Origin of the sequence: Nocardia sp. CC201C, from assembly GCF_030010695.1 — a bacterium.
GTDB classification, from domain to species: Bacteria; Actinomycetota; Actinomycetes; order Mycobacteriales; family Mycobacteriaceae; genus Nocardia; species Nocardia otitidiscaviarum.
The window spans coordinates 1-6,484 of record NZ_JASCXP010000422.1; the positions used below are offsets into that span (position 1 = coordinate 1).

General features: G+C 70.4%; 1 protein-coding gene. It reads left to right on the forward strand.

The window, feature by feature from the left end:
• Positions 1–6,484 (forward strand): non-ribosomal peptide synthetase (locus QK444_RS30470; RefSeq protein WP_282785557.1); only part of this gene is annotated, 6,484 nt, incomplete at both ends.

Consider the following 6,484-nt stretch of genomic DNA (forward strand, 5'->3'; position numbering starts at 1 on the left):
CCCGGCCGGTTCGTCAGCGGCCCACCCGCACCCGTCGACCCCGGGTCACCACGCTGCCGCAGCTCATGGCGTCGGCGGTGGAGGCCAATCCGAGCGGGGAGGCCATCGTCTACGCCGATGCCGCGGCCACGCTGGGGACGCTCCGCTACGCCGAGCTGGACGCGCGCTCCACCCGGCTGGCACGGCTGCTGATCGAGCGGGGGATCGGACCCGAGGATCTGGTGGCGGTCGGGATTCCGCGGTCGCTGGACTCCGTCGTCGCGGTGTGGGCGGTCGCCAAGACCGGCGCGGGATACGTTCCGGTCGACCCCAACTATCCGGCCGACCGGGTGACCCACATGGTCACCGACTCGCGGGCGGTGCTGGGACTGACCGTCGCCGCGGTGCGCGACGATCTGGCCGACGACGTCGAATGGCTGACCATCGACACCGCCGAATTCGAGCGGCAGGTGGCGTCGTATTCGGAGGAGGCCATCACCTCGGCGGACCGGGTGCGGCAGCTGCGCGCCGAACATCCGGCCTACGTCATCTACACCTCCGGTTCGACCGGCAAGCCCAAGGGCGTGGTGGTCACGCAGGCCGGTCTGTCCGGCTTCTGCGATGAGCAGCGTGAGCGCTACCGCACCGGAACCGAATCGCGCGCACTGCATTTCGCCTCCCCGTCCTTCGACGCCTCGGTGCTGGAGCTGCTGCTCGCCCTCGGCGGGGCGGGGACGCTGGTGGTCGCCTCGCCCGAGGTGCTCGGCGGTGACGAACTGGCCGCGCTGCTGCGGCGGGAACGGGTGACGCACGCGTTCATCACCCCGGCCGCACTGGCATCGGTGGATCCCACCGGGCTCGACGACCTGCGCGTGGTGGTCGCCGGTGGCGAAGCCTGCCCGCCGGATCTGGTGCGGCGCTGGGTACTTCCCATTGCCGGCGGCGGCACCCGGGAGTTCTACAACGGGTACGGGCCCACCGAGACCACCATCATGACCAATATCAGCGCACCGCTGGTGCCGGGGGAATTGGTCACCATCGGCGGTCCGGTGCGCGGCATCACCGAATACGTGCTCGACGAGCGGCTGGTGCCGGTGGTCGACGGCGTGGTGGGGGAGCTGTACATCACCGGTGCGCAGGTGGCGCGCGGCTACCACGAGCGACCGAGCCTGACGGCGGCGCGTTTCGTGGCCAATCCGCTCGATCCGGGCGGATCCCGCCTCTACCGCACCGGCGACCTGGTGCGGCGCACTCCCTCCGGTGATGTGGAGTACCTGGGGCGCAACGACTTCCAGGTGAAGGTGCGCGGCTTCCGCATCGAACTGGGCGAGATCGACGCGGTGCTGGGCTCGCACGACAGCGTGGACTTCGCCGTCACCGTCGGTCACCAGCTCGATTCCGGGGCGACCATTCTCGCCGCCTACGTCCATGCCGCCCCGGGCGCGTCGGTGGATGTGGACGAGCTGACCGCCTACGCCGAGCAGAGCCTGCCCGCGCATATGGTGCCCACCACCATCATGGTGCTGGATACGATTCCGCTGACGCCGGTCGGCAAGCTGGACCGCCGCGCCCTGCCCGCACCGCAGTTGCGCACCAAGGAATTCCGCGCCCCGGCCGGTCGCCTGGAGGAATTGGTCGCGGGCGTTTTCGCCGACCTGCTCGACCCGGGCGATCCCATCGGCGCGGACGACGACTTCTTCGAACTCGGCGGCAATTCGCTCATCGCCACCCGGGTCGCCGCCCGGCTGGGCGCGGAGATCTCCGCGCGCGTCCCGGCCCGCATGATCTTCACCGCGTCGACGGTCGCCGGACTGGCCGCCCAGTTGGAACCGCTCGTCGGCGCGGGCGGACGGCCCGCGCTCACGCCGCAGCCGCGCCCCGACCGCATTCCGCTGTCGCTGGCGCAGCAGCGCATGTGGTTCCTCAACCAGTTCGACACCGCCTCGGCGGCCAACAACATCCCGTTCGCCATTCGGCTCACCGGTGCGCTCGATATCGCGGCGCTGCGTGCGGCCATCGGTGACCTGGTGCGGCGGCACGAGACGCTGCGGACGGTGTACCCGGCCGTGGACGGCACCGGCTATCAGGTGGTGCTGCCCGCGGAGCAGGCGACTCCGGAGCTGGAGCCGCAGGTGGTGGAGCCGGAGCGGGTCGCGGAATGGCTCACCGGGCTGGCGCTGCGCGGCTTCGACGTGGCCGCCGAGGTGCCGCTGCGCATCGAACTCGCCGAAATCGGGCGCGACGATTATGTGATCGCGGTGGTGGTGCACCACATCGCCGCCGACGGCGCGTCGGTGGGACCGTTCATGCGAGATCTGCTGGCGGCCTTCTTCGCACGTCGCGGTGGCGAGGCTCCCGCCTGGGAGCCGCTGGCGGTGCAGTACGCCGACTACACCCTGTGGCAGCGGGCGCTGCTCGGAGATGAACACGAACCCGGCTCGCTGGCCGCCAACCAGATCGACTACTGGCGCGAGACCCTGGCGGGCATCCCGGACCGTCTCGACCTGCCGGCCGACCGGCCGCGGCCGTCCATCGCGTCCGGGCGGGGCGCGGTGTACACCTTCGAGATCGACCCCGCGCTGCACGCGCGCCTCACCGAACTCGCCCACGACAGCGGCGCGTCGCCGTTCATGGTCGTGCACGGCGCGCTGGCTACGCTGCTGGCGCGGCTCTCGGGCACAGACGACATCGTGATCGGCACGCCGGTCGCGGGCCGCGGCGAGCGCGAACTCGACGACCTCATCGGCATGTTCGTCAATACGCTGGTGCTGCGCACCCGGGTGGACACGGGCGCGACGTTCGCGGACCTGCTGGAGAACGCGAAAGAAACGGATCTGGCGGCGTTCTCGCACGCCGAGCTGCCGTTCGAGCGGCTGGTGGAGATCCTGGACCCGGTGCGGTCGCAGGCACACCACCCGCTGTTCCAGGTGGCGCTGTTCTTCCACAATATCGAGACCCCGCGCATGGAGCTGCCCGGACTCACCGCCGAGGCCGTCGAATTCGACGGTGCGGTAGCGAAATTCGACCTCCAGCTGTCGGTGATTCCACGCGAGCGCGACGGTGCGGCCGACGGCATGACAGCCGTGTTCACCTACGCCACCGACCTGTTCGACGAGGTCACGGTGGCGGAGTTCGCGCAACGGCTGGTGCGCGTGCTCACCGCCGTCACCGACGATCCGCGCGCCGCCCTCGGTGAGATCGACCTGCTCGACGCCGCCGAGCGGGAGCGAATCCTGCACCACTGGAACGACACCGCGCATCCCATCGCCCCCGAACTGCTGCTGGACGAGTACCGCCGCGCGGTGCGGCGGCATCCGGACGCCGTCGCGGTGGTGTACGAGGGGGCGGAACTCACCTACCGCGAATTCGATGAACGGGTCAACCGGCTCGCCCGGCTGCTCATCGCCGAGGGTGTGGGCGCGGAATCACTGGTGGGCCTGGCGATCCGGCGGTCGCTGGATCTCGTGGTGGGCATGTACGCGATCATCACCGCCGGTGGCGCGTACGTGCCGCTGGATCCGGACCATCCGGCCGAGCGCATCGCCCACATTCTCGACACCGCGCAACCGGTGGCGGTGCTCACCACCAGCGCCGACGAGGTGCTGGTGCCCGAGGGCACGCCGGTCATCCGGCTCGACACCGCGCCGCTGGACGAATTCGCCGCCGCGCCCGTTACTTCCGGTGAGCTGCTGCGGCCGGTGCGGCCCGATCATCCGGCGTACGTCATCTTCACCTCCGGCTCCACCGGTCGGCCCAAGGGGGTCGCGGTCTCGCATGCCGCCATCCACAATCAGACCACCTGGATGCTGGCGGCCTACCCGCTGACGCCGGACGACGTCTACTTCCAGAAGACCGCCACCACCTTCGACGTATCGCTGTGGGGCTACTTCATGCCGCTGCGCACCGGCTCGAAGCTGGTGGTCGGCACCCACGACGGCCACCGGGATCCGCTGTACGTGGCGGAAACCATTGCCCGCGAGGGCGTCACGATCACCGACTTCGTGCCGTCCATGCTCACCGTCTTCGCCGCGCACACCGCGCCCGGCAGTATTCCGACGCTCCAGGACGTCTTCGTCATCGGTGAGGCGCTGCCGCCGGAGACGGTCGCCGCGTTCCGGGCCGTGTCGGGGGCGCGGGTGCACAACCTGTACGGCCCCACCGAGGCAGCGGTGTCCATCACCTACTGGCAGGCGCGTGGGGACGAACGGTCCTCGGTGCCGATCGGTCTGCCGCAGTGGAACAGTCGGGTGTACGTGCTCGATTCGCGGTTGCGGCCGGTTCCGGCCGGTGTCGCGGGTGAGCTGTATCTGGCCGGTGATCAGCTGGCGCGCGGTTATGTGCGGCGACCGGACCTGACGTCGGATCGGTTCGTGGCCAACCCGTTCGGTCGTGGTGAGCGCATGTACCGCACCGGTGACCTGGTGGTGTGGCGCGAATCCGACGGGGTGCGGCCGGAGCGCCTGGATTACATCGGGCGCACCGATTTCCAGGTGAAGTTCCGTGGTCAGCGGATCGAGCTCGGCGAGATCGAGACGGCACTGCTGGCCCAGCCCGCGGTGAGCGCGGCGGTAGCGCTGGTGGTGCCGTCCGAGCTGGGCGACCAATTGGTGGCCTATGCCGTGCCCACGCCCGGCCACACCATCGAGCAGACCGAACTGCTGGCGGCGCTGGCGGATTCGCTACCGCAGTACATGATTCCGGCGACCGTCGTGACGCTGGCGGAATTCCCGCTGAACGCGAGCGGCAAGCTGGACCGCAAGGCGCTGCCCGAACCGACCTTCGCCGGACGCGAATTCCGTGCTCCCGCGACGCCGGTGGAGGAGATCGTCGCCGGGGTGTTCGCCGAGGTGCTCGGGATCGAGCGGGTCGGCGCGGACGACGACTTCTTCGCATTGGGGGGCAATTCGCTGGTCGCCACGCAGGTGGTGGCGCGGCTGGGGGCCGCCATCGGTGCGCGCGTGCCGGTGCGCACCCTGTTCGAGACGCCGACGGTGACCGCGCTGGCGGCGGCGGCGGAATCGCAGACGCGCCGGGGCCGCACCCACGAGTTGGGCGCTATCGCGCGTCCGGAGCGCTTGCCGTTGTCGCTGGCGCAGCAGCGCATGTGGTTCCTCAATCGCTTCGAGGATCTCGGCGACGGCACCGTGTCGGCGGGTTCGGCGGCCTACAATCTGCCGTTCGCGCTGCGACTGTCGGGCAGTCTCGATACCGAGGCGCTGGCGTACGCGCTCGACGACGTGGTGACCCGGCACGAGGTGCTGCGTACCGTCTATCCCGAAACCGCCGACGGTCCGGTGCAATTGGTGCTGCCCGCCGGATCGCCGGAGGCGGCCGTGCGGCTCGCGCCGGTGCGCGTCACCTCGGAGGAAGCCTTCGCAGCGGTCGCCGAACTCGCCGCCACCCCCTTCGACGTCACCCGTGAGGTGCCGATCCGGGTGCGGCTGTTGGAGATCAGCGATCTCGCACCCGGTTCGCGGCGCGAATACGTACTGGCCGTGGTCGCCCACCACATCGCCGCCGATGCCTCCTCCATGGGGCCGCTGGTGCGCGACATCATGACCGCCTACGCCGCCCGCACCGGCGGCTACGAACCCGGTTGGCAGTCGCTGGCCGTGCAGTACGCGGACTACGCGCTGTGGCAGCGGGCCGTACTCGGCGACGAGCATGACCCGGAATCCATTGCCGCACAGCAGATCGACTACTGGCGCACGGCGCTGGCCGACCTGCCCGACCTGCTGGAGCTGCCCACCGACCGGCCGCGGCCCGCGGTGGCGTCGCTGGCGGGTGCGCGCGTCGACGTGACCATCGACGCCGACACCCATGCCGGGCTGGTGCGGCTGGCCCGCGAGCACAACGCCACCATGTTCATGGTGGTGCACACCGCGTTCGCGGTGCTGCTGGCGCGACTGTCCGGCTCCGGTGACATCGCCATCGGCACCCCGGTCGCCGGACGCGGCGAACGCGAACTCGACGACCTCATCGGCATGTTCGTGAACACGGTCGTCTTCCGCACCCGCCTGGACGGCGGCGACACCTTCGCCGACGTGCTGGCCCGGCAGCGCGATATCGACCTGCAGGCGTTCTCGCACGCCGATATTCCGTTCGAGCGCCTGGTCGAGGTGCTCAGCCCGCCGCGCACCACCGCCCACCACCCGCTGTTCCAGGTCGGCCTGTCCTTCCAGAACATGGCCCGCGCCGCGCTCGAACTGCCCGGCCTCACCATCGCCGGGGTGGACGCCGACCTCGAGGTCTCCCAGTTCGACCTGCACCTCATCGTCTCCGACGGCTACGACGAACACGGCGCACCCGCGGGTATCGGCGGCTTCATCACCTACGCCACCGACCTGTTCGACGAACGCACCGTGGTCGGCTTCGTGGAGCGACTGCACCGCCTGCTCGCGGCCGTGGTCGCCGACAGCGCCGCACGGGTCGGCGATATCGACCTGCTCGCCCCCGCCGAACGCACCGAACTGCTCCAGGCCCGGCGCGACAACCCGCCCCCCGG